The following is a 22,887-nucleotide window of genomic DNA, read 5'->3' as shown; positions in this document are numbered from 1 at the left end:
TCTCGATTTAACTGCTTGATTCACTGTTAAATATACAAAAAACAAACCAAAAAAAACAATTAAAACAACTGATAATCAACGTATTAAATCCATAACTTAATGACATTGGGCTAAAGCCCGTTCCTATTGAATTTTAAAATGTCTTCGTCATATCAGCCGGAATGATCAGGTTGAAATCTGTCGGAATATAGTCTTTTGCGGGTACTTTCAGTTCCGGATCTTCAGACTCAAAAACAGAAATCACTGCCATTTTAAGGTTAGGATTTTTCTGCTTGATATACCAATAAATTCCTCCAAATTCTTTGCTGTGATAGTTTCCGTTGTAATGGATAAACGTTTTCCCGGCCTGCATACTTTTTAGGATAGATTCAGCCATGGTAGCATCTTTTGTAGCCTGTGCTAAAATGAAATTCATCACTTTCGTTCCTTCTGCATGATCCCCCATCATCGCTTTCATTTCCTGATAACCCGGAGTGTCCAACGTTACCTTAATGGGAAGCTGAGCGATATAGGCTTTCTCTTTGTCACTTAGTTTATTCAGAGATTCCAGTCCTTCTTTTGCAGTCTGAGAAGCATATCTTCTCGGGATATTTGTCGCGATGAAGTTTACCTTTTTATTTTTAGCGAAATCAACCAACGGTTTATAGTCGGTGGCATAATTATTCCATAAACGGGCTGAATCTTTGAATGTTTTAGCATCAAATTTCCCTTCTAAATATTGAGTCAGCTGAGCCTGATTGTCTCTTTCAAACATCTCAGCTCCCAGAATGATCTGTCCGTTTTTCTTTTGAAACAAACCTTCTGTCACTTTCAGCTGAAGCCAGTGGTTGATCGAACTGTTATGATTTTCTCCAAAGAAAACGACATCGTATTCCGCCAGTTCTTTCATCAGCTTGTCTGTTTTTACTTCTTTTCCTTTTTTATCATAAAACTGGTAAGCTTTAAAATCCTGTCCGCTTAGAGAACAGAAACCGGCCAGTAAAATGGCTATGAAAATATTTTTCATTTTTATTTTATTTAAACACAAATTATACAAATGATTGTTTACAAATATCACAAATTTTTATGTTGATTCTAAACCACAAAAGTCACAAAAGACTTTTAACTGATTTAAACACTTTAGTTTCAAAAGCTTTAATATTTTGAAAACATTAAGAACACAAGCAGAAAATCGATGATTTTCGCAAAACTTAAATGTACTTTATATGCACAATATATTAACTTTAAAAATAACTAAAGTGTACAATTAGCTTTTGTGACTTTTGTGGTTTAAAAAAATTGCAGTCTATTTATTCTTCAGCAAATCCAGCGATCTGCTTCAAAACAAAAGGCCGCCTTGAATTAAAAAAACAAAACGGCCCATTCAAAATCATCTAATTATTATTTTTCTAATTCTTCCACAAGATCTTTCCACTCCTGCAGTTCAGGGATTCCAGGTTTTCTTTTTCCAAAGAACTGAACGATGAAGTCTCCTTCTTTATTGAATACTTCAATAGCCGTTACTTCTCCGTCTTCAGTAGGTTTCTTGACGATCCATGCTTCAGCAATTTTTGTAACATCTAAATGTAAATTGAAGTCAGGATCCATTACATTGAACCATTGCTGGTGCCAAAGTGTTTTCTTCACGTTTCCTGTGTGGATCTGTATAATTCCTCTGTTTCCAACGAATACCATGATCGGAATATTCTTTTCTGAAGCATCTTCAATAACATTCACCACTTTAGCATTGTCGATCTTTTTAGCAAATCCTTCCGGTGCCAATCTTAATGCCTGAGTTCTGCTTACCCCGAATTTTCTTGTCATCATAAAGAAATCGTGGGTGTCTTTTAATTCTGTCCATGCTTTTTTAAATCCTTCAGCATCGATTTCAGCATCTGCTTTTTCCGGAGCTTTTGGCGCGACTGCCTCAACCGTTAAGGCTTGACTTTGATCTTCTGCTTTGAATTGTTCTACAATAGTATCAAAAGCTGCTTCCTCACTGTTTTTCGTCAGATAAATCTTATGAAGGGCAAGACCGTCTTTTCCGAAAAACTGAAGGCTTTTTTTGTCTCCTTCCACTACTGCGAATGCAGATTTCCAATGGTTCAGAAATATTCTAAGGTCGATATCTTCTCCTACAAAAAGCTGTGCATGTGGGCTGCTGAAGTCTCCATTCTGATACACTCCTTTTCTTTCGTGCACACATTCGTCATTGCGGGTAAGTGCCATCACTTTTCCAAGCTTCTCTGCTTCTGTAAGGATAGCCGGAAATTCAGGGTTTAAAACGGTTACGCCTTCTCCTATGCTTGTTGCCAATAATTCAGCTTCGCTTACGCCTAACTGTACCGCAGCATTTCTTATTCTGATATGTGGGTTTTCTGCTTTCAGAGCCTCCCATTTTTCCTTTAGATCATTAACTAACGTGCTCATTATTTTATTTTTTTATGGTTAAAACTGTATAAATTCTATGGATGGTTTCGTTTCCTGACTTGCTTTGTATATCTTCTTCTTTTTCGGAAATTTTCATTCTTTTAAAGTGACTTTCAGCAACAAGCTCTTCCATTTCGGAGTTGCTGTACATGGTAAAATTATATTCCGTAAACGGGAGTGTTTCCATGAATTTTTTCTGTCCGAAAGTAAGAACGAAGGTTCCATCGTTCTTTAAAACTCTATAGATTTCATTGAGAAACTCAACCGGATTTTCCCAGAAATAGACTGTGTTAACAGTAAATATTTTGTCAAAGGTTTTCTCTTCAAAGGGAAGTTTTTTTCCTTCATACAGTACAAAACCGGCCTGGCTTTCAAAGTCTTTGTTCAGCCTTTTGGCTTCATTGTACATGGTTTCAGAAATATCGGCTCCTGTATATTTCAGATTGTGGGCTCTGTTTAAAATATGTTTAAGATGTCCCGCATTTCCGTGTCCTATTTCAAGGATGTGTTCATCGTCTTCTATTAAAAGTGTTTTGATACTTTCTAATGTCATGCTGATGTTGGTAGCATTCATCATCTCACCGATCTCTATCCCTTTTTCTCCCTGTGGATTGGCGAGATTCTGCGCGAGGATTTTTAATTCATCTTTTTCCATGGTTATCCAAAAATGATCATTGGGTTATTGGTAATAGGATGTCCGCAGATGGTGCAAGGAAAATTGTACGCCTCACTGATTGTTTCAGCGGTAAATACTTCCTTCGGCGTTCCGTATGCGGATACCTTTCCTGATTTCATCAATAAAATTTTATCTGCAAACTGTGCTGCAAGATTAAGATCATGAAGCACAACGATGGCACTGTTGGCTTTTTTCGTGAAGTTTTTAATAATTTCTAAAGCCTTGTACTGATGTTTTACATCTAAATTATTCAGAGGCTCATCCAGAAATACCAGTTTATGGGCAATCTCATTTTCCAGCTGGGCCATTACTCTTGAAAGATGGACCCGCTGTTTTTCACCTCCGGACAGGGTGTTGTATTCTCTGTCTTTCAAATGATAGACATCTGTTTCGTACATCATTTTATTCATCGCCTCAAAATCTTCTTTGTGTGGCTGCGAATCAAAGTATGGATAGCGCCCCATCATGACCACGTCTTTTACGTCGAGAGGAATCTCGTTGGAATTATGCTGGGAAAATTTAGACTTATGCTGAGACAACTCCTTCACTTCCCAGTCCGCAATGGATTTATCTTTAAATAAAATTTCCTGTTTCCTCTGCTTTATTTCATTGGCCAAAACACTGAGAAGACTTGACTTCCCTGCTCCGTTGGGTCCTACAATCGCTAAAAATTCTCCATATCCTAAAGAGACATCAACGCCTTCAAGAATATGAAAATCCTTGTGAAGATAATTGATCTGATGCGCTTTTATCATTAGAGTGATTTTTTAAATTTAATTAAAATGGCGATAAAAATAGGTCCTCCAATCAATGAAGTCAAAATACCAATCGGCAATTCTGATGGTGCTACAATACTTCGGCTGAATGTATCGGCTATCAACAGTAAAATACTTCCCAAAACCGCTGACAGGGGTAAAATGAAAACATAATTTGATTTAAATAAAAGTCTTAAAATATAAGGTACAATAAGACCTACAAAACCAATCGTTCCTGAAAATGCCACACAGGTTCCCACCATTAAGGAGGTGATGATCACAATTTGCCTTTTCAGTTTCTCAACATTGATTCCCAAATGCTGAGCATCTCTTTCTCCTAACATCATTGCATTCAGTGCTTTTCCTTTTGGAAGTAAAATCGTATAAGAAATCACAATCACGACTGCTAAAATGATATTTTTTGTCCAGGTGGCAGCGGCCAGACTTCCCATATTCCAGAATGTAAGATCTCTTAACTGTTCATCTTTCGAAATATAAATAAGAAATCCTGTAATCGAAAAGCCGATGGATGTGATGGCCACACCGCTTAACAGCATCATGACAACATTGGTTTTCCCTGCGCTTGTAGAGATTCTGTACACCAGCATCATGGCTAATAAAGCGCCTAAAAAAGCGGAAATACCTACGAGGGAAAACTGTACTACCTCAGGAAGATATTGTTTGAAATATCCTCCTAAAACAATAGCAATTGCCGCAAGTAGTGTCGCTCCGGAAGTTAAACCTATCGCTTCACCGGTCGCTAAAGGATTTTTGAATAATCCCTGAAGGCTTGTCCCTGAAACAGCAAGCATACTTCCTATTAAAATGGCCATGACAATTCTGGATGCTCTTACCTCCCAAATCACATATTTGTCGCTTAAAGATAAACCCGGGTCACCTTTTATATATTGCCACAAAACTTTGAAGGGTGATGTTCCTCCAAAATCGTAGACTCCTGTATTAAGCGCCAGTACTGCTATGATCGCAAGCAGTACGGCACCTATAGTTAGATAAAAGTATAATTTACTTTGTGTTCTCAATTAAAAGTTTGTTTAATCCTACTGCTGCTTCTCCTAGTCTAGGTCCGAAACCTGAAACCAATCCTCCGTCCATTGCGATGATCTTCTTATTTTTACCTGCGTTGGTCTGAGCTACGCCCGGCATTTTAAGAGCTCCTTCGTTTCCACCGGCACCCTGAAGTCCTGTTGAGAAGAAGAATAAAACGTCCGGATTAGCTTTTACTACTGCTTCCGGTGTCAAAGGTTTGAAATCTTCGAAATCGGTTACAGCATTTTGTCCACCTGCAAGGGTGATCAGCGCATCCATTGGAGTTTTTGTCCCTGAAACCATCAGCATGTTTCCTCTTGCGTAGATGAATAATACTTTTGGTTTTTTAGCAATGGGCTGAACCTGTTTCAAATCAGCATCGATTTTATCGTTCAATTTTTGATAATCTGTATTTCCTACTGCTTTTGCTACATCAGCAATCAGCTTTTTAGTTCCTTCTACAGTGTATTCCTGCTTGAACACCTCAACTTTTATCCCTGAAGACTTGATCTTAGTCATTAATTCAGGATTGATATCTTTTTCTGAAGCTAAAATCAGGGTCGGGCTTACCGCCATGATTGGCTCGATCGTCATAGATCTTACGTGACCCAGATCTTTGGTTGTAGCTTTTAATGTTTCAGGGTATGTACTGGTTACGTCTGTTCCAACGATTTCTTTTTCGTGGCCCAGTGCACTTACAATCTCTGTAACTCCACCGCTTAATGTAACAATTTTGTTGTTGCTTTTCGGAGCTTCAGCAGATGTTTCTGTTGTATTTTCTTTTTTAGTACCTTCTTCTTTTTTGCATGAATAGACTGCCATCAAAATGGAAGCTGCAAGGATTAATTTTTTCATGATATACTATTGTTTGATTTATTATAAAGGTTTGTATTCGAATTGAGGAAACCCTCTTTCTCCCTGTACGCCTGTATTATCTGTTTGGCTTTTTGTAAGCCTAGTAAACTTCAGTTTGAAATAAAATCCGTCAGCATCTTTTAATACATAAAAACGGTCTCCATACACTTCCAAACCATTGGTTCCTACCGGATTTCTCCAGTTGCTTCCAATGACCCGGTGATCATTGTAAACAAATTTAGAATGATTGACGTCTGCCATTTTAAAGTTATTGTAAGCATCGATTCCGGAACCTGAAGTAACTATAACCTCATAGGCACCTACCCCTCCAACACTATTATTATTCACAAAATCGGCATAAATGTAACTTCCTGCTCCTGTAATAGTATTGGTAAACACGGTAAAGCACAGATCCCATTTATTTTTTTCAGGTTGAATGAATACCGGTTTTTTATTTTTTAAGCTAACGAAACTATAATTGTAAGCCGTATTTTTTGCGACTGTTACTTCGTAATAATTACTTCCGTCAAGATCTGCTGATTTCACTTTGTACCCGTCTCCAGCTCTTGTAATCTGAACTTTTTTCCAACCTCTCTCGTCACCACCTGTCATTACAGATCCTACAGCTATTGAACCTGAATAGATCTCTTTACCCATATTCACCAGATAGACCGCATTTTCCGAATCTACCACTTTAATCTCTTCAATGGCTGTGGTTCCTATCGGAAAATCACCTTTCACATCATCAATATAAGCGACATTCGCAGGGTTAAAATTAGCCACCTGTACCTCATCTTTCAAAGCAGCCACACTCGCATTGGTCACTTGCTCTAAACTCGAAACATTAGGAATTTTTGCTGCAGCCATCATGATTGATGAATTTAGAACTACTTTAAAATTTGCACCGGAATAGAACGCCAGATCCCAATCCGTTCTTCTGGTAAGGGTCTGTACGGGTCCTTTTGTACCCGGATCTATTTCACTCAGATCAATCCAAACCTGATTAGGCTGCGCAGCACCTCCTACGGCAGGGTCTCCAATTGCCCCCTGAACCGGAGCTACTGCTACAGGATCTTCATTATCGTTGATACAAGATTGAAAAACAAATGAAGCACCGAATAAAAGGCAAAATATTACTTTTTTCATTCTAATTCTTTTTAAAAATTATAGTTTAAACGGGCAAAATAACTTCTGCCATAGAAAAGATTCTGATTCCCGGAACCTGCATTATGACTGTCACCCGCTACCGTTGTATTTCTGATACTGGATACATCAAAAATATTTTTTATTCCTAAGGCTAATTCAAAATGATCATTAAAGAATGGCTGAGAAACGGTGAAATTCATCATATTAAAGTCTCCGATTTCTCCTAAAACATATTGTCCCGGATCCAGCGGATCCTGAGCATTCGCTTTATGAACATATTGCTTGCTCACTCCTGAATATTTGTAATAAAGAGCAAAAAGTGTTTTGGTTTTTGGCAGGGTGTAATTGGCTGCTACATTAGCTTCCACATAAAAATTGAAATCTTCGGGAGAATTAAGTTTTCCGGTATTTAAAGCCTGTGAAATTCCCAGTACGGAAACTCCCGCATTAAAGCTCAGGTTGTCTTTTCTTATATTTACACTTTCACCAAACAACAGTGATTTATAGCTGTCAATATTTAAGTAAGTATATTTAAGCGGACTGTTGCTGACAATCACACTTTCAATTCTGTTTTTCACATCAAGATACATTCCTGAAGCACTGATGTTGAATTTCCAGTCGTTGGCACTTTTAATATTGTAATCCCAGAACAAACCAATGGAATATCCTGTTTCAGGCTTAAGGTTCTCGTTTCCTCTGATGTCATGGTTATTGTCTACCATATAGGTATACAGCTCGTCGTAAGTCGGGAATCTGTTTGCAGATCCGAAAACGCCACGGATGTCAGACTTTTCAGAAAAATTATACCGTGCCGTCATTGAATAGTTAAATTGAGAATCAAATGTATCACTCACTGCCAGTCTTGCTCCCGGACGTACCGAAAACCGATCAGTCAGCTTCCATTCTGCTGACAGGAAATTAGCATAATTGAAAATTGTTCTGTTGATATCTTCTTTTCCTGACGTTCCAAAAGTTCCTGTAGTACTGCTCGCAAAACCTTTTTTTCGGTCTAATTCGTAGCCCAACTGGAAATTGATTTTTTCACTATCCAGGAAATTACTGAACATTCCTCTTGAATACAACACTTCTGATTTGTAGTAAGTCTCTTTCCCATTTCTGGATTTTTCAGTCCTGCTTGGAACATTGTACTGATAATCTTGGTATTTCCTTTCCTGACTTTGATAAGAAAAGTCTCCTGTATAGTTTATTCTTGAACCCAGTTTGGTTTGAATATTAAACTGGTGAATCCATCTTTTTGTGAAATAATCTTTATCATTGGCTATATAGGTTCTGTTTCCTTCACCCAGAATATCCACCGTCACAAGAGGATTATAAAAGTTCACTGTTTCTGTTAGGAAATTAACTTTATAGAATAAAGAGGTATTGCTTTTTGCATACCGAACTGCTGCGTTGGTTATCAATTGATCTTTGGGCTGCCATTCGTAACCTCTAAGTGCTTTATCCTGATCAAAGAATTTATAGCCCTGATATTTCCCTTTGTACCCCTGAAAGTCGTTATGATTAATATCGGCCGTAACTGACCAGTTTTCTGATAATTTATACCCTATATTTAATGACTGAACGTGGCGCCCGTTTCCTTTCTTAAACCAGTCATAATCTTTCCCAACCGTTTCCTCCTGTAAACTAGCGGAAAGATTAAACTTTTTAGAATAATTCTTCTTGGTAATGATATTGATAACACCGGCTACCGCATTATTCCCATATTCCACGCCCATTGAACCTTTAACAATCTCGATACGCTCGATATTATTTACATTAAGTTTTGTAAGGTCAACAAGGTTTCCCATACCCTGATCGCTCACCACAGGAATATTGTCAATAAGAACTTTGGTGTATTCCCCGCTTAGTCCCATGATATTCGCGTTGGAATCTCCACTGCTTCTGTCGGGTTGTATTAAGATATTAAGATTTTGATTAAGAACTTCTGCTACATTCGTAACCGCCATATTCTTGATCTGTTCTGCATTAATAACTTCTACTTTATATATAGATTTATTGATAGACTGCTGAGTATATTGTCCTGTAACGACAACTTCTTCTATTTTCTTCTGATTAAGAGAATCTTTTTCTTGTGCATTCATCCATAAGGCTATGGATAATGATAGAACGGAAAGCACCTTCTTCTTCATAGAGTAAAAATTTTGGCAAATATAATGCTTTATTTAGAATAGTTAAAAATAAATACTTATTTTTGTATAATAATTCTAAATAAAAATAACGTTATGAAATTAAAACTACTTTTAGGAACATTGATGTTTACGGCTTTTACAGTGAATGCACAAGTAGCGACGCTTAATGAAAATTTTGATGGATTTACAGCTGGAAGTACAACTTTTCCACAAAATGGATGGACTATAAAGATGGCTGCAAACCCATTACCTTTTCCTCCGGCGCCATTAATGATTGTAACAACCGGGGCTAACAAAGCTGTCCAAGCCTATTCCGGAAACAATACCAGTGAGCCTTCATATTTAATCACACCTCAAATTATAGCACCAACAGGGGATAAAACTTTAACTTTTACCGCTACATTGGTATCTCCTTCACCTGGCCCTGGAACGGTTCAGATAGGATTGGCTATTAACCCTACGGATATGTCAACTTTTGTCCCAGTAGGAAGTGCAACGAGTATAACAACTATTGGTGCAATTCAAAATTTCAGCATTCCAATTCCTGCATCAGCAGCGTCTTACATTGTATTTAAATTTACTCCAACCTCTAACCACGTCGCTATTCAAATTGATGATGTAGCTTACAAAGCTCCTAGTTCTTTAGGCGTTAACGATACTGCTAAGGCAAAAGAGAGCTTTAAATTTGCTGTAAGTTCAGACAATAATACTTTGGAATTTATCACAAGAACAGAACCTAAAAATATTGAGGTTTACTCTGCAGCAGGACAAAAAGTGGCTGAAGGGAAATTAAAAGGACAGAAATTTGATATCAGTACTCTTCAGACAGGCGTTTATTATATGCTTGTTGAAACCACTGAAGGATCAGGAGTAAAATCTAAGTTTATCAAGAAATAAGGTTTATAAGAACATAAATACCTTTATAAAGCCGGCCGGAAGATTTCCAGCCGGCCTTTTTTTGGTCTTAAATCCTATTATTCAGTAGTATCAATTATAATGAAACAAGATAAATATCATGTTTTTATTTAGACTGATTAAAAATAATTATTTACTTTTGTAGAATCATTCTAAATAATAATTTAAAAAATCAGTTATGAAAACAAAACTATTTTTGGCTTCCGTATTCGCTCTTACAGTTCAACAGACTGTATTGGCACAAACAGATGCATGGGGATACACACAGGTCGATATGACGATGGGAGCGCAGTATCAAAATCGTGTCTTTTTTGGTTTATCCGGAAACACTACTGTTTCTCAGCCAGCCAATACATGGGATATTGCTTTTTATAGAAATTCAATGACCAGTTTTGGGTCAAGAATTAATGATGCAAAAGACATTGAAGTATATGAAGCATCCAACAATCTTGCTGACTGGGATAATATCAATATTTCTAACATTTCAAACTGGGGAGAGCCTATTTACAATCCTGACCAGACTACCTCTATCCAGGAAGGCGCTTTTGAACAAGGGTCTGCTCCATATGGATGGGGCCAGTACAATGGAGGAACGCATCATGTGGATGGAAAAATTATTTTTGTATTGAAATACCTAGACGGTACTTACATTAAAGTGGCTCTTCTTGATTATTTCGGAGGCTATACTTTCAAATATTCCAAGTGGAACGGAACATCATGGGACGCTACAGAAACAAGAACTATAGCAAACGGCTCGGATGATGCTTATTTCAACTATTTCTCTTTCACTACAGGTGCAAAGGTTGCGAATTTAGAACCTCCTAGAAATTCATGGGATTTCATGTTCACAAAGTATTACACATTCTATAATAACATCATGATGTACCCACTTTCGGGAGTCATTCAGAATCCCAACATCAAGGTGGCAAAAGTGAGACCGGAGACTCAGGAAACTTCTACATTCACCATGCCTGCTGATACTAATTTCGCTTCTAATATCACTACAATTGGCCATTCATGGAAAGGGATAGGTACAGCCTACAACGATCTGGTCTATTATATCAAAAAAGGAAATGATTATTACAGAATGTATTTTATCACCAATGGAGGTGCATCAACAGGAAATATGTACTTCAAATACAAAAAAATAACGGGAAGCCTAGGGATAACTGAGGTCAGCAAAAAAGCTTCTTTCGGGATCTATCCTAACCCTACAACGGCTGACAAAAAGGTAACCGTTCTTTTCGATGTTAAAGAAAAAGCCAACAACAAAGGAAGCATAGAAGTCTATGATCTTACCGGGAAAAAAGTATATACTGCAGAACTGACCAACCAGGCTGGTTTCTACAAACAGGATCTGGACTTATCTCACCTTACTGCCGGAAACTATCTGGTAAAAATCACTTTCGGAGGCAGTACGGAAACAAAAAAACTTATCATAAAATAAACTCAAAATTTAATACTTTCTATTTTTTCTAATCAAAAGGCGGTTTCAGTATTCTGAGACCGCCTTTTATATGGTATTTTTAATTCAAAGATTGAAAGATTAAAAGACTACAATTTCCGTAACCACTGAGTCTTTCAATTTTTAAATGCTTGAATCTTTAAATTTTTAAAATCAATAAATTTTAAACCCTTTATATACCTCTACAGAGCTTTCCATGATTTTTGAAGCATCTTTACGGAAATCCAGAAGATGATCCTGTCCGTTATGCCTGTTGTGGTGGTCAACGCTTTCCCAAAGTTCAACCATAAAAAAAGTTCCTTTATTATCTTTGTCCTCCACAAGATCATACTGAAGGCATCCTTCTTCTTTTCTGGTCTCTTTCACAAGATTCTGAAAAAGTTCTACAGCGTCCATCAGATAGTTTTCATTAAACTTAAAAAGCGCTATTACATGTAAATTCATTGTCTATTATTTAATGATGTAAATGTAAAATATTTTCAAAGCCAAAAACGTTTTTGAAGCTTTTATTTTTCCACAAATACCATCTATTTTTAATTAAAAACTGATTTATAAATAGTTATACAACTCATGACAATAACGAGGATCCCAATGACCAGAAACATTTTCTTCACGGGAAGCTTTGCCGTAAGCATGGCGGAAAACGGAGCGGTAATGATCCCTCCTATCAGAAGACCGAGAATGATATTCCAGTGCTGAATTCCAAGAGTAAGAAAGAAAGTAACAGCCGCTGTAATGGTGAGTATGAATTTAGCTACGGTAGAACTCCCCACTGCAAACCTTGGGGTAAATGTATTTTTAATAAGAGTTCCTGTAACCAGCGGGCCCCAGCCTCCTCCGGCAAATGAATCTATAAATCCACCAATTAAACCAAGCCTTGTAAGATTGGTTTTCCTTTTCATCGCCCGGTTTTGTTTCTCCTTAAACGCATTGGACAGAATTTGAATTCCCAGATAAAGTGTGTAGAAAGCAATAAGTGTTTTTGTAATCTTAGAATAATACTCTCCCAGATAGGTAAGGCTTAATGCTCCTATAATTGCTCCGATTACCGCAGGAACAGCCAGTTTTTTAACCAGGCTTTTACTTACGTTTTTCAGTTTGATATGACTTAAACTTCCGGCAGCTGTCGTAAAACTTTCCGCAGAATGGATACTGGCACTTACGATATGAGGCGGAATATTCAGAAACAAAAGGGTTGTTGTACAGATCACGCCATATCCCATTCCCATGGATCCGGCTACAATTTCAGCAAATACACCTACCAGCAGCATCCAGTAAAAAATGTAATGATCTTTAGCCAAAACATTCAGCAGCTCGTCCATATAGCCTAATTCGTACATGGATAAAGCGGTAATCAGCAGTATTACAGCCGTAACAAAGAATATATTAAGTCTTATCTGAATTTTTCTTGAAATTATCATATTACAATATCATTACAGCCCGTGCGCTACAATTCCGGCTTCATAGATCAGACATTTTCATTTATCTGGCTGTTAGAAACGGTTAAAAACCTTCAGCAGAACAGTTCTTAATATGATTGAGTCATTCGGTGCACTGCAAATATCTAATAAAAATATTATCCTACCAAACAAGTAGACTAATTATTCAAAAAAAAGGATCAGGTCAGTCGACCAGATCCATTAAAGTTTTTCTCTCCAGAATATTCAACGATGCGTCCCGTACTTCTATCAGAACATCATGCAGTCCGCAATGGTCTTCATTGCAGTCAGCACATTTTTCATAGAAGTTTAAACTGACGCATGGAAGCATGGCAATAGGCCCGTTCACCAAACGGATAATCTTTGCAAGTTTCACATTTTCAGGATTTTCCTTCAGGAAGTATCCTCCTCCCTTTCCTTTTTTACTGTCAAGGATATCCGCTTTTTTCAATTCGAGCAGAATATTTTCTAAAAACTTTAAAGGGATCTTCTTATGTTCCGCAATTTCGGAAATAAGGACCGGGCCATCATTCCTTTTTTCTACAAGGTACGAAAGCGCTTTAAAAGCATATTGAGATTTTTTTGAAAGCATTACAGCAAAAATAAGAAAATAGTTTGAATTAGATAAATCGAGAAATCATGATGAAAAAATGAACATAATCTTCTTTAATAATCGACCTCATCCTTTTCACTTTTTTGCCCTTTTCCCATTAAATCCTTAAGTTTGTTCATATGTTCAGTAAACAAGAAGCACAGCAGCTAAAAAAGGAGTTTTGGACGGCATTTGGAAAGTCTTTTCCAAGAAAATGGCTCCTGTATGATACCAAGATCAAGGATTTGTCATTTAAATTTAATGCCGATAATAAAAAGGCAGAAGTCTCATTGGATATAGAAATGAAAGATGAGATTTTCCGGAATGCTTACTATGAAAAAATATGGTCTCTGGAAGATATTCTGAAAGATTTCATCGGAGAATTTCACAAAGAAGAATATTTTACCCTTGACAATGGAAAGGTAATCAGTAAGATCTGGATTGAGAAACATCAGGTTTCAATATTCAATAAAAATTCATGGCAGGAAATTTTCGAGTTTTTCTGGGAGAAAATGGACGGTTTTGAAAGATTTTATTATGAATATGAGGATTTTATCAAGGACGTTTAATTCTTTTTATATCTTTAAATAGAAAATATTTTCAAATGTTTTTAATTTATGGCTATTAAAGATCTGAATGTTTTAGACCAATATAAGCGCTTCTTCGTAGACCGCCCGTTCACTTTCCCTGGTGATGAAACGGTCAATTGGAAAACAGCCTTACACCGTGTTGACAATGATTTCCCTGGATATTTTTCTGCTATTGAAAATCACAATCCGGAGATTCCGTACATTTATGCTTCTGAGATGGATTTGATTTACCCCGGTTTCTTAGCAAAAAATCATTATGATAAAAACTCAGATATGATTCCTTAATTCTCTGATTTTAAATATATTTGAACTCACAAAAAAACTACCCATGAAAACCGAGTACAGAGATAAGAATTTTAAACTCATGGACAGCACCCATGCCTATGGGAAAAAATACAAATGGTATGTTATCCAAACAACCAGAATAAAAGCTGAGTAACTCTGCAGCGGATGAAGATTCCGCTCAAGATATATGCAGACCTACTATTAACAAATTTCTACCCCCACTGTAAATATAAACGGCTTTAATTAAACTTCAGGAATAATAATCCTGAAAAAAGACGGCATGAAATTGCACAAAATTCCTAAAACCAACTTAACCAAAGCCGGATAATTTAATCTAAAGGCTGTGGGTTTCAGGATGTGTAAGATGTTTCCTATTTACGATGACACAATGATAACACAACATATTAAACGACTAACATGAAAAAAGTATACAAAAACATTTTTGGAGAAGTGATTTCAAAAGCGAAAGCTGAGAAATTGGACGACTATCATTTATATTATTACAAAAAAGATTCTGAGGTACTTAAAGAGATTGAATTTCTTACCGAAGATGAAATATACAGCACTAATTATTTTATGGATCAGGATGAAGATGAAGAGCAGATCGTCAATTATCTAAGGGAAAAATCCGATCTTTTTGATATTGAGAAAAGGGAATATGCGGGAGACTTCATCATTGCCACCAATAAGATGTACTCTTTATCTGTGGATGAACAGCCTTTGATCTCAAAAACAGTTTTTCACCACGATGATCCTGAAAATTTCATATGCTCCCAAATCCTTGATAATAAAACCCTGGAACCTATACCGGAAAGAACAACAAAATGCTGGTATGCTTATGATGAAAAAGGTGAAAAATATGCAGCTATAGAATTCAGCTACCAGGAAGACGGAAAACTGGAGCTTGCCATAGACAAAACTCCTAACCCTGATAATGATTTGGACTGGGAACATTATGAATATGCTACTTTTAAAAATCTTCAGGGCCGGATTGAGGCAGATATAAGTTATTATAAAACCGCAGCACTGCTTCCAAAAATTGCAGTTAAAGAATAGAAAGACATTAAAAAAATTTCGAAAACATCAAACATCCGTTTATGTTTTTTCGTATTTTAGTCAAAATGAAAAATGCCGGGTTTAAGAGCGTTACAGAACACTTTTGAACCCGGCATTATGATCAACATCAAATTTTAACTTTATCAATCCCCAATCACAATGGAAGAGAATTCGTTTATATTTACAGATGGGAAAGACCCTAAAATGATCGAAGCGTATGAAAAAGCAAGAGAAACTTTTAAATATTTCTGGCGGGAGCAATCCTGGGAAAACAGAAGGATTATACCCGGTCTTGATCTCGCCTGTGTAAAAGCCTCCTTCAGCCAGGAAGATCCTGAAACAGGAGAAAATACAGTGGAACACATGTGGATCAATGAAATTGATTTTGACGGCGATACGGTAAGCGGATTCCTGATGAATGAACCGAACAACCTCACCAATATACAGTCCGGGGATTATTTTGAAATTCCCCTGAACGAAATCAGTGACTGGCTTTTTGCCATTACACCTGCTGTAAAGAAACCGAAAGGATTATCTCAATTGTTTTCATCCCCTGAACAGGTAATACCGAGAGCTTACGGTGGATTTACTATTCACAAAATGCGTGCAGATATGCCTGAGGATGAAAGAAAAGAGCATGATGATGCATGGCAGCTTGATTTCGGAGATTTCAATGAGATACTCGTGGTGAATGAGCAGAAAGAGAAACCTGAAAACCTTCTGGAACATCCCATGAGTAAAAATATGGAAGGGGAATTCATTAAATTTATCCGGGAATATCCGGATGAGCTAACCCATGCAGACGAAAAAGGTCTTACCCTTCTGCATAAGGAAACCATCGCCGGGAATTTAACCTCCGTGAAAATTATTCTGGAGGCAGGGGCAGACAAAAACTTGAGATCAGAGAAAGGAAAAACAGCACTGGATTATGCAAAACAACTGAATTGGGAGCATATTGTTCCTGTTTTGGAAAGCTAGTTATTGCTTTAATTGAGAACGTGATATGATATACAAGAGAAGCTTTCTAGCTTCTCTTTTTGTTTAACAGCTAAAATTCCAATTTTAATTGGAAAATTAATATCCCAATCACCACAAAAACTTGCAACAAATTCAGCTACCAATTTTATTTTTTTCACCCCCTCTTTACATACCGGAAAACACCATCAATATATTAAAACACTACACATCAATAATTTAAAAGTTGATTTATTTGATAATTTTTCCCTGAAAAATAAAAAGGAACTCATAAATTCACTACCTTAGGATTTAGATAAGCGGAATCCGAAAAGCTTTAAAAGAGTAGGAAAACCAAAAACTAATTACTATGAAAAACTTAAAAAAACTTTCAAGAAACCAAATGAGAGGACTTACCGGTGCTGTAGCAGCAGTTGCCGCTCCTTGTGATGGATGGAAATTATGCCATTCTAATGATGACGGAAGTTATGGTTGGGGAATGTGTCCGGCTTCAACAGGAGGGACAAGCTGCCATAATTACGCCTGCGGTGGTGGATTTTGGTGCTAATTAAACAATGAGAATGAATAGTTTTTCAAAAGGCTATTCATTCTTTACTTCCTATTTTTAAATGATAGAATTGAGTTCTGTCATTGTCCATAACAATCAATTATTATGAAAAAAATAATCTTACTCATCCTGATGATGCTCTTCGGACTTGGGTTTGCACAAAAGGTAAAAAAAGAAGAAAAAGTAAAAGATAAATTTGAATCGCGGCAGCCTCAGGACATGTCCGTTCCTCCGCCTCCAATGGTCGCTTTTCCGGCTCAATATCCTAACGGAAACAAAGCATTTATCGAAAATGTTAAAAAGAACTTAAATGCAGATGCTCTTAAACCTCTCGGTAAGGATTTAAAAACAAAGATTATCCTGAAAGTGAACTCAGAAGGCAATGTCATTAATGTTTCCACTTACGGAAGCAATGAAACCTTTAATACCGAAGTTAAAAAAGCAGCCGAAAAAGCAACTTACAAAATTAAATGGGAAGCCGGAAAAAACAACCGCGGCGAAAAAGTAATTGATATCGTCAATCTTCCGTTTAAATATTCAAATACTTAAAACATCAGTATTCAAATACAGTCATGATTTGAATACGACCTAATAAACAAAAAAGAGAAACCTCACGGTTTCTCTTTTTATATGCTATCCAAATTTTCTCTTTCTCATCCAGAAGAACAATCCTCCCAGCAGGCCAATCACCACTAAAGGCAGCAGTAAATTCAGCCATTGCCAGTTTGCTTTTTCTTTTGTGATACGGTTTCTGTCCAGAAGTCTTTCTTCGATGTTTCTATTTCGGAGCGCCATCAGGTTGCTGTCGTCCAGAAGGTAATCCAAAGCATTTCTCAGGAACTGTTCATTTCCGAACTCCTGATTCGTCAGGCGGTCAATTCCCATTGGAAGAGGCTCACCTTTGTGCATTTTACTTCTTCCGACATCTCCGTCTGCAATAACGATCATTTTATTTTCAGGACTCTGACTTCTGAAACCCGGATATCCTTTTCTTTCAATCCTTGATGCATAGGCAGAGTTAAATTTCCCTTCCAGTGCAACAGCAAAGATTTTAGGTGTGCTTGGTTTCTCCATCTGTCCAAGACTGTCTACACTTGCGATTTCTTTAAGATCCACATAATTCGGAACCTGTTTAAGAAGCGTTCGCTCGCTGGATTCAAAAAGAACCTTTGTTTTAATATTTTTTCTCCCTCCCAATGTATCAATAGAAGTTGGAAATTCAAATTTTACGGGGTTGATATTTTTGGTGATCGGATTGTCATTTTCAGCGATTCCAAGTGGAAAATATGGCCACGGAAGGCTTGTATACTGAGGATTCCCTCCTACTTCACCGGTCACCAGTTTCAGCAATGCAAATTTCTTTACATCTTTCACCAAGGCCGGATTGATCCTGATTCCGTAATTGAAAAAGAAATCCGTCATATTGATATCCACAGGGAAAGGCATTACCTTTTGGGACCTTGTCAGCGTATCCATTTCAGCGTTCACCGCATCGATCATCCAAAGCGTTTTCCCACCGTTCATAATAAACTGGTCAAGAATTACCTTTTCATTATCTGTAAATGCTTTTCTAGGCTTCGCAATGACCAAAGCGCTCATCTGTTTTAGTAAAGGAAGATCCTCCAGCGTAAGTTCTTTTTGGTTTCTTGGGATCACGGGACCTGCATCATAGTTTTCCATAGCCAGCTGTACAAAACCGTGAAATTCTTCAGGGCTCAGCTCGTCATGATTCACAAGGATTCCTACCTTCTTTCTTTTGTCCGCTGCAATATTCTTGATATTGGAAACCAGGCTGTATTCCAGACCTTCTATAGATCTTGTCAGCTGCTGGTCTGCATCTATTCCTGCCTGCTGTACCACCAACGGAATAGAAACGCCTCTTTTATTATATTTTATAACAGCATAAGGAAAAAGAGTGATCTGCGAGATCTTACCGTCTTTCACATCCGGAAGAACGGAAGGCTGCATCCCCATTGCCATCAGCGTATCCTGAGACATTTTTGTTTTAATAGGATCGATGAATTTGAAATCGATCTTTGGATTGATCTTCCTGAACTCTTCCAGCATAAATCTGGTTTCGCTCTGAAGCTGCTTAAAGCTTGCCGGAAAGTCACCTTCAAGATAAACATCTACCGTAAGAGGCTTTTTCACCAATTCCAGTACTTTGACTGTACTCTCAGAAAGTGTATATCTTTTTTCTTTTGTTAAGTCTAATCTGATCCCGGAATACGCAAGCAGAATAACCAAAGGTACCACTGCAATTAAGAAAATTCCTAATGGAGATTTAATGTTGAACTTCTTCATAATGCTACTTCTTTTTAGTGATAAAATGGTTGGACAATAATAACGTAGCACCGATGATCAGAATAAAATAAGCCACATCCTTAAGATCAATAAGACCTCTGGTAAAGCCTAGGAAATGCTGATAAAATCCTACATTCTGAAGGATAAAATCTACACCGCCCAACAGCTTATAGCTTGCCAGCTGCTCTATTCCGAAGTACATGATAAAACACATGAATACCCCTAACAGATAAGCCATAATCTGGTTCTGAGAAAGAGAGGAAGCCAAAATCCCAACACCTGAGAAAGCCGCAATTAAAACAATCAGCCCAATATAGCTCCCAAAAGTCATTCCAAGGTCAATATTTCCTGCCGGAACGCCCAGAACGTATACGGTATAAAGATAAATCAGTGACGGAATAAGGCATAAAACCCCAACAATCCATACGGAAAAAAATTTCCCTGCTACCAGATCTGAAACTTTTAAAGGTTGTGAAAACAGCCAGTTCAGTGTTCCTGTCTGCTGCTCTTCTGCAAAGGTTTTCATAGAAAGTGCAGGAATAATAAACATTAACAACCATGGAACCAGTACGAAATAGCTCTGCAAAGAGGCCATTCCGATGTCGAAAATATTAGAATCATTCTCGAAAAAAAACAGGAAAAGAGCGGTTATCAAACTGAATGCGCCGATAATCACCCACGCGCTCCAGTTTCCAAAGTAACTCCAAAGTTCCTTCTTTAAAATTGCAATCATAGTTTTTTTGTACAATGTAAAAGGTAAAATGTATTCATGTATACATTCTGCTTAAACAATTATTTGTTTTTTTTATTTTTATTAACGAGTTTCACCGTCATCATGATCAGAAATACAAGAACGAAAAATCCGGTGATTAATTGCCACCAATATTCAATAACTGAAGATTTCAGGATCACGGTGAACACCACCAGAAACAGAAGGAATGTAGCGATCTCATTGGCCTGTCTCAGTTTGATGTTTGGCGTTTCGATCGTTGCTCCGTTCAGTTCTTTCAGTTTCAGCACTTTTTTCCAGCACCAGTAATGATAGATCGCAAGACCGATCAGGAAAGTCAGTTTTAAATGAAACCACGGCATTTTCATCAGCCCTGTATTCAAAAAGATCATGACAATTCCACAAACCGCCATAATAACACCTGCCGGAACGGTAATGATATTCCACAGCCTTCTGGCCATGAACGTGTACTGTTCTCTGAGGATTTTCTTTTTTTCGTCAGCAAATTCGTCTGTATCCTTATAGTAAACGAAAATTCTTACGAGATAGAAGATTCCCGCAAAATAGCTTACCATAAAAATGATATGCAGTGCTTTGATTATTGTATAAAGCATCAGTAGATATAAAAATTATTGATCGGTAGCGTCAACAGGCGGCATTTCCTGTAGCTTTACTCTTTTGGCACCCAGATTAACGTAATATTTTTCAAGCTTATTCAAATGGTCTTCACGGGTCTCCTTTCCTTTTACCTGCAAACCGTAATCGCTCCAGATGTTGATGCAAAACAGACCTTTCACTAAAATTCTGCCGTTGGACTGTTCAAAATTTTTGGCAAGAAAGACATCCAGATCGGTTTTTGTTTTAAACTCATACACCATCACTCCACCGTCATTTCCTTTCGGATTATTATACGTAAAAGTGTAGAAATTTTTGATGGTAGCCGCTGTTTCCGGGCCTTCTATTTTTGAAATGATATCGGGATTATCCGTCACAAAAGGGATCTTTGTAATCCCGATATCTTTCATTTCTTTATTTATTGTCGCAGGTTTCATTCCCTGCAGTTCTACATTTTTAAGATCGAAATCCTTAATGCTCTGCGCAGAGAAACTTTGAAAACATACAAAGCCGATAATCAGAAGTATTTTTTTCATAAACCTGTTTTAAATAATATACTATTTTAATTAAGAAATAACGCCAAGCTCTTTTCCTACTTTTTCAAAAGCAACGATCGCTTTGTCAAGGTGGGCTCTTGTGTGGGCAGCAGAAAGTTGTACTCTGATTCTTGCTTTTCCTTTCGGTACTACAGGATAGAAGAACCCGATCACGTAAATTCCTTCATCCATAAGCTTTTCAGCCATTTTCTGAGCAAGGGGAGCGTCATACAGCATCACCGGAACAATCGCAGCATCACCCTCCGGAATGTCAAATCCTTTAGCAACCATCTCCGTTCTGAAATACTCAGCGTTTTCCATGACCTGATCACGAAGTGAAGTATCATCAGAGATCATATCCAAAACCTTCAATGCAGCTCCAACGATACCTGGTGCTAATGAATTGGAGAATAAATAAGGACGGGAACGCTGTCTCAGCATATCGATGATCTCCTTTTTACCGGAAGTAAATCCTCCCAAAGCACCTCCTAAAGCCTTACCTAATGTAGAAGTGATAATATCTACTCTACCCATTACTTCATTGGCTTCATGGGTTCCACGGCCTGTTTTTCCGATGAAACCAGTAGCATGAGAGTCATCCACCATTACTAAAGCATTGTATTTATCTGCAAGGCCACAAACACCCTTCAGGTCAGCTACAATACCGTCCATAGAAAAAACTCCGTCTGTAACGATGATTTTAAAGCGGTGATCTTTTTCAGAGGCAGCGATTAGCTGAGCTTCCAGATCCGCCATATTATTGTTTTTATAACGGTATCTCGCCGATTTACAAAGACGTACTCCGTCAATGATTGAAGCGTGATTCAGTTCGTCTGAAATAATAGCATCTTCTTCCGTAAACAGGGGTTCAAAAACACCCCCGTTCGCATCAAAACAAGCTGCATATAAAATGGTGTCTTCAAGACCTAAGAAATCGGCAATCTTTTTCTCCAGTTGCTTGTGGATATCCTGTGTTCCGCAGATGAAACGTACAGATGACATTCCGTAACCGTGGGATTCTATCATGTCCTGAGAAGCTTTCATAACCTCCGGATTGTTGGACAAGCCCAGATAATTATTGGCACAAAAATTCAAAAGCTTTTTTCCGTTAGCTTCTATTTCTGCGCTTTGCTGGGAAGTGATGATTCTTTCTCTTTTATAAAGACCGTCATTTTCAATGTTTTGCAGTTCGTTCTGTAAATGTTGAAGATATTTTTCAGAGATCATTTTTTAGTAATTTTTTAGATGCGCTAATTTAATAAAAAGGTGTTAAAATATCAGCTTTTAAAAGTTTTATTCTAAAAATAGGGTTCAAATTAAGTTTTAACACCATTAGTCTACTAATTTAGTGGGATAATATTTATCTTTGTTCTTTAAATTCAGGAATATGATACTGACTCCTATAGAAAAAGTAAATAAAATAAGTTCGAAAAACTTTATAAACAATCATATGAAGCCCCGATTTCCTGTAATTATGGAAGATTTTGTTGATCCTGAAAGTCCGGCTTTCAAAAAATGGAATTATGAGTACTTCAAGGAAATAGCTGGTGATCAAAAGGTCAATATCTACGGAAGCGAACTGGAATCTTTGGACAGAGTGGCAAGCAGCCCTATCGGACAGACTACTTTTTCAGAATATTTGGATCTGATTAGTACCAAACCCACTGAACACATAGTCATGGTCGGAAGAATTTTTCTTCCGACTTTTTTGTTTTTTGGCGTACGGAAAAGCATACTTATATTGCTGGTTATCAAACAATTAATTTGTTTTTCTGTTTTTTATTTTGTATATTAGCAGTT

The 22,887-nt window shown here is 37.3% G+C and carries 25 protein-coding genes; 9 read left to right on the top strand and 16 right to left on the bottom strand.

Annotation, left to right across the window (positions count from 1 at the left end; all coding sequences use genetic code 11):
• Positions 1-133: 133 nt before the first annotated feature.
• From HHL23_RS21455 to HHL23_RS21420, 8 genes are all read right to left on the bottom strand, one after another.
• Positions 134-1,006 (bottom strand): ChaN family lipoprotein, encoded by an 873-nt coding sequence (locus tag HHL23_RS21455; protein WP_169236781.1) that lies wholly within the window; start codon positions 1,004-1,006, stop codon positions 134-136.
• A 374-nt stretch (positions 1,007-1,380) separates the two neighbouring features.
• Positions 1,381-2,409, bottom strand: a complete 1,029-nt coding sequence (locus HHL23_RS21450) for a hemin-degrading factor (protein WP_169236780.1) — start codon at positions 2,407-2,409, stop codon at positions 1,381-1,383.
• Positions 2,410-2,413: 4 nt separating this feature from the next.
• The gene (locus tag HHL23_RS21445) at positions 2,414-3,064 is read right to left on the bottom strand and encodes a class I SAM-dependent methyltransferase (protein ID WP_169236779.1); all 651 of its coding nucleotides are present in this window, start codon (positions 3,062-3,064) and stop codon (positions 2,414-2,416) included.
• 2 nt (positions 3,065-3,066) lie between these two features.
• Entirely contained in the window at positions 3,067-3,840 is a 774-nt protein-coding gene (locus HHL23_RS21440; protein WP_169236778.1) for a heme ABC transporter ATP-binding protein, read from the bottom strand.
• Positions 3,840-4,880, bottom strand: a complete 1,041-nt coding sequence (locus HHL23_RS21435; protein WP_169236777.1) for a FecCD family ABC transporter permease — start codon at positions 4,878-4,880, stop codon at positions 3,840-3,842. Before HHL23_RS21435 ends, HHL23_RS21440 begins: the two co-directional genes overlap by 1 nt.
• Entirely contained in the window at positions 4,864-5,742 is an 879-nt protein-coding gene (locus tag HHL23_RS21430; protein ID WP_169236776.1) for a heme/hemin ABC transporter substrate-binding protein, read from the bottom strand. The genes HHL23_RS21435 and HHL23_RS21430 overlap by 17 nt, the downstream gene beginning before the upstream one ends.
• 21 nt (positions 5,743-5,763) lie before the next feature.
• Positions 5,764-6,888, bottom strand: a complete 1,125-nt coding sequence (locus HHL23_RS21425) for an HmuY family protein (RefSeq protein WP_169236775.1) — start codon at positions 6,886-6,888, stop codon at positions 5,764-5,766.
• 11 nt (positions 6,889-6,899) lie between these two features.
• On the bottom strand, positions 6,900-9,038 hold the full coding sequence (locus tag HHL23_RS21420) for a TonB-dependent receptor plug domain-containing protein (RefSeq protein WP_169236774.1): 2,139 nt from the start codon (positions 9,036-9,038) through the stop codon (positions 6,900-6,902).
• Positions 9,039-9,131: 93 nt separating this feature from the next.
• Here HHL23_RS21420 and HHL23_RS21415 point away from each other — a divergent pair, with 93 nt between their 5' ends.
• Both HHL23_RS21415 and HHL23_RS21410 read left to right on the top strand, forming a co-directional pair.
• A complete protein-coding gene (locus HHL23_RS21415; RefSeq protein WP_169236773.1) occupies positions 9,132-9,935 on the top strand; it encodes a T9SS-dependent choice-of-anchor J family protein in 804 nt (267 codons plus the stop codon).
• 196 nt (positions 9,936-10,131) lie between these two features.
• On the top strand, positions 10,132-11,400 hold the full coding sequence (locus HHL23_RS21410; RefSeq protein WP_169236772.1) for a T9SS type A sorting domain-containing protein: 1,269 nt from the start codon (positions 10,132-10,134) through the stop codon (positions 11,398-11,400).
• Between the two features lie 171 nt (positions 11,401-11,571).
• On the opposite strand, the gene HHL23_RS21405 is transcribed toward HHL23_RS21410, so the two are convergent.
• The 3 genes from HHL23_RS21405 to HHL23_RS21395 form a co-directional block, all read right to left on the bottom strand.
• The gene (locus HHL23_RS21405; RefSeq protein ID WP_169236771.1) at positions 11,572-11,862 is read right to left on the bottom strand and encodes a putative quinol monooxygenase; all 291 of its coding nucleotides are present in this window, start codon (positions 11,860-11,862) and stop codon (positions 11,572-11,574) included.
• A gap of 89 nt (positions 11,863-11,951) precedes the next feature.
• On the bottom strand, positions 11,952-12,839 hold the full coding sequence (locus HHL23_RS21400; RefSeq protein ID WP_169236770.1) for a sulfite exporter TauE/SafE family protein: 888 nt from the start codon (positions 12,837-12,839) through the stop codon (positions 11,952-11,954).
• Between the two features lie 202 nt (positions 12,840-13,041).
• Positions 13,042-13,449 carry an RrF2 family transcriptional regulator gene (locus HHL23_RS21395; protein WP_169236769.1) on the bottom strand — a complete coding sequence of 136 codons (408 nt, stop codon included), beginning with the start codon at positions 13,447-13,449 and terminating at the stop codon, positions 13,042-13,044.
• 140 nt (positions 13,450-13,589) lie between these two features.
• On the opposite strand from HHL23_RS21395, the gene HHL23_RS21390 reads away from it, so the two are divergent.
• The 6 genes from HHL23_RS21390 to HHL23_RS21365 all read left to right on the top strand — a co-directional run bounded on the left by HHL23_RS21390 (position 13,590) and on the right by HHL23_RS21365 (position 17,451).
• Positions 13,590-14,018, top strand: coding sequence for a DUF4268 domain-containing protein (locus HHL23_RS21390; protein WP_169236768.1), 429 nt, complete (start codon positions 13,590-13,592; stop codon positions 14,016-14,018).
• Positions 14,019-14,066: 48 nt separating this feature from the next.
• Entirely contained in the window at positions 14,067-14,324 is a 258-nt protein-coding gene (locus HHL23_RS21385) for a hypothetical protein (protein ID WP_169236767.1), read from the top strand.
• Between the two features lie 417 nt (positions 14,325-14,741).
• A complete protein-coding gene (locus HHL23_RS21380; protein WP_169236766.1) occupies positions 14,742-15,380 on the top strand; it encodes a hypothetical protein in 639 nt (212 codons plus the stop codon).
• 159 nt (positions 15,381-15,539) lie between these two features.
• Positions 15,540-16,358 carry a DUF2314 domain-containing protein gene (locus HHL23_RS21375; protein WP_169236765.1) on the top strand — a complete coding sequence of 273 codons (819 nt, stop codon included), beginning with the start codon at positions 15,540-15,542 and terminating at the stop codon, positions 16,356-16,358.
• A gap of 346 nt (positions 16,359-16,704) precedes the next feature.
• Positions 16,705-16,902, top strand: a complete 198-nt coding sequence (locus HHL23_RS21370; RefSeq protein WP_169236764.1) for a bacteriocin-like protein — start codon at positions 16,705-16,707, stop codon at positions 16,900-16,902.
• Between the two features lie 105 nt (positions 16,903-17,007).
• Positions 17,008-17,451, top strand: a complete 444-nt coding sequence (locus HHL23_RS21365; RefSeq protein ID WP_169236763.1) for a hypothetical protein — start codon at positions 17,008-17,010, stop codon at positions 17,449-17,451.
• Between the two features lie 84 nt (positions 17,452-17,535).
• Here HHL23_RS21365 and gldG read toward each other — a convergent pair whose 3' ends face one another.
• From gldG to kbl, 5 genes are read right to left on the bottom strand one after another with little or no spacing between them, the layout of a single operon-like run.
• Positions 17,536-19,206, bottom strand: coding sequence for a gliding motility-associated ABC transporter substrate-binding protein GldG (gldG, locus tag HHL23_RS21360; RefSeq protein WP_169236762.1), 1,671 nt, complete (start codon positions 19,204-19,206; stop codon positions 17,536-17,538).
• A 4-nt stretch (positions 19,207-19,210) separates the two neighbouring features.
• A complete protein-coding gene (locus HHL23_RS21355) occupies positions 19,211-19,939 on the bottom strand; it encodes an ABC transporter permease (RefSeq protein ID WP_169236761.1) in 729 nt (242 codons plus the stop codon).
• A 59-nt stretch (positions 19,940-19,998) separates the two neighbouring features.
• Positions 19,999-20,550, bottom strand: coding sequence for a CopD family protein (locus HHL23_RS21350; RefSeq protein WP_169236760.1), 552 nt, complete (start codon positions 20,548-20,550; stop codon positions 19,999-20,001).
• 15 nt (positions 20,551-20,565) lie between these two features.
• Positions 20,566-21,087, bottom strand: a complete 522-nt coding sequence (locus HHL23_RS21345) for a hypothetical protein (RefSeq protein ID WP_169236759.1) — start codon at positions 21,085-21,087, stop codon at positions 20,566-20,568.
• 30 nt (positions 21,088-21,117) lie between these two features.
• Entirely contained in the window at positions 21,118-22,314 is a 1,197-nt protein-coding gene (gene kbl, locus HHL23_RS21340) for a glycine C-acetyltransferase (protein WP_169236758.1), read from the bottom strand.
• 223 nt (positions 22,315-22,537) lie between these two features.
• Between kbl and HHL23_RS22650 the strand changes: the two genes are divergently transcribed.
• Positions 22,538-22,882 (top strand): cupin domain-containing protein, encoded by a 345-nt coding sequence (locus HHL23_RS22650; RefSeq protein ID WP_228464921.1) that lies wholly within the window; start codon positions 22,538-22,540, stop codon positions 22,880-22,882.
• The last annotated feature ends 5 nt before the right edge of the window (positions 22,883-22,887 follow it).

It is taken from the genome of Chryseobacterium antibioticum (assembly GCF_012927325.1).
GTDB lineage: Bacteria > Bacteroidota > Bacteroidia > Flavobacteriales > Weeksellaceae > Chryseobacterium > Chryseobacterium antibioticum.
The sequence above is the reverse complement of the archived record's forward strand: the minus strand, read 5'-3'. Positions and strand labels throughout refer to the sequence as shown.